Raw genomic sequence first — 1,947 nt, 5'->3', positions numbered from 1 at the left:
CAAGCCAGCGGGCTACCAAGATCTTCCAACCTTGGCGGTCTTTTCGCGTGTACACGCGAAAAGCGGGCCCCTGTGGGGCGTGCCCCACGCTCAGAGGCGGGGCGCGGGCGTCGACGGATTCGTGACGCCTGTGGTGCGGGCGGCCCGGTGGTGCCGGTTGCTCGCAGGGGCGACTCTACTGCGTGCGGCGGTGTCGGCGTGCGTGATTCACCCGTGGGCGTGTCGGCTGAGCCACAGTTCGGCCTCGGCGGCGAGCTGGTCGCGTACGGCCTCGCTGACGGCGGCGCCTTCCTGCTGGTGCCAGGCGTTCACCGCTTCGTCGGCGAGCTGGTTCCAGCGGCCGCCGCGGTGACGGGCGAGCCGGGCGAGCACCCACGCGCGACGGCGGAAGGTCGCGGCGGTCTCGACGTCGCTCCGGGCGGTGCCGGCCTCGACGTCCAGGCGCGCGAGCTCGGCGTCCAGGGCCTCCGGCTCGTCCTCGATGGGGCCGGGCTGGTCGAGCAACTGGCGCCGGATCCGGGCGAGCTGGTCGGGGTCCACGGTCTGCCTCCGGTGGCGTGGTCGTCGTCGGGCCCAGGGTGTCACGCGGCGGCCGTGGTCGTCATCGCGTTCTCGCCGGGGCGGTGTTGGCCGAGTCGGGCGGGGTCGATCACTTCGCCGCGCTGGGCGAGCTGGTCGGCCTCGACGGCGAGCGCGGCGGCGCCGATGCGCTCGGCCTCGATAGCGAACGCGCGCGCGTGGTCGGCGTCTCCGCGCTCGGGCCGTCCCTGGGCGCTGGGGTGCCGGGGGTAGGCGCGGGCATGCGGGTCGACGCCGGGGATGACGGCCTGGCGGGCGTGGGCGCGGCCGCCACGGCGGCGCTTGGCGGCGCGGCTCGCCTGGCACCATTCGACCTCGCGTCGCCACCACCGGGCCACGGCGACCTCTACGGCGGCCACGGCCGCGAGCTCCGCCGGTCGGCTCGCGGTGCGCACCTGCGTCCCGGCCTCGTAGAGGGTGCGGGCGGTGCGGCTGACCTGGATGCCCTCGGCGCCCTCCTCGGCGCGGACAAGGCCCAGGGTGACCGTCTGGGCGACGTGGCGGGCGGTGGTGACGGCTGTGTAGCCGGTGCACGTGCTCAGGTCCTCCAGGGTGATCCCGGGACGGTTCTGGATGGTCTCCAGGGTGCGGGCGGCGTGGTGGCCCAGGACGTGCCAGAGCCCGGCTTGTTGGTGGACGATGGCTTCGCCGAGCTGCGCGAGCAACCCCCTAACCCCCCCTGGGGGGGCGGCGTAACGCCTTCTGTCCGACCCGTCTTTTTCCTGGTCACAGGGGGTGTAGCAAGCGCACATGTGGTGCGCGTCGGCGGGGCAGGCGTGGGCCTCGGCGAGCCGGACGCGGCGGGCGATACCGGCGGCCTTGTCGGCTTCCTTGGCGGTCTCGATCCAGCCGTCCAGGAGGAGACGGCCCAAGGCGAGTGCGGCCGTCGACTTCGAGTAGCCGCTGAGCACCGCCACCCGGCGCACGTCGGCGGTGACCTCGGTTGCGCCCGACGTCAGCATGAGCCAGGCGAGCGCGCGCAACACGGCGCGGTCGGCCGGGCCGGAAGGGCGCCGCCAGTGAGCGGCGCCTGCGGCCTCGATCCGGGCGAGCAAGTCGGCGGCGGCTTCGGCGGCTTCGCCGAGCCAGTCGTCCCCGGCCTCGTCGGGGCGGCGCGGGAGCCGGGCGGCGGCCTGCACCGCCACCCACCACGCGCGGGCGAACCGGCGCTCCGCCTCGGCTGCGTCCAACGGGCTGCGGCCGGTGTCGCTGCTGGCGGTGCGCAGCCACTCCAGCGAGGGGGAGCGCTCGGCGTCGTCGGCGAACTCGCGCGTCTGGTCGTAGCTCCACCCGGCCAGCGCACACGAGCGCAAGTTGGCGTGTACGGCGGCCTGATGCGCCCCGGGAGTCGGGCGGGGGCGGCGGCGG

General features: G+C 75.2%; 2 protein-coding genes. Both read right to left on the bottom strand.

What is annotated here, in order from left to right; all coding sequences use genetic code 11:
• Positions 1–207: 207 nt before the first annotated feature.
• Positions 208–540, bottom strand: coding sequence for a hypothetical protein (locus ABD343_RS40820; protein ID WP_344535945.1), 333 nt, complete (start codon positions 538–540; stop codon positions 208–210).
• 41 nt (positions 541–581) lie between these two features.
• Positions 582–1,947 (bottom strand): hypothetical protein (locus tag ABD343_RS40815; protein WP_344535944.1); only part of this gene is annotated, 1,366 nt, incomplete at its 5' end.

This window comes from Streptomyces albiaxialis, from assembly GCF_039530985.1.
Lineage (GTDB): Bacteria > Actinomycetota > Actinomycetes > Streptomycetales > Streptomycetaceae > Streptomyces > Streptomyces albiaxialis.
Note: the sequence above shows the minus strand (reverse complement) of the source record. Positions and strands in the feature narration are given on the sequence as shown.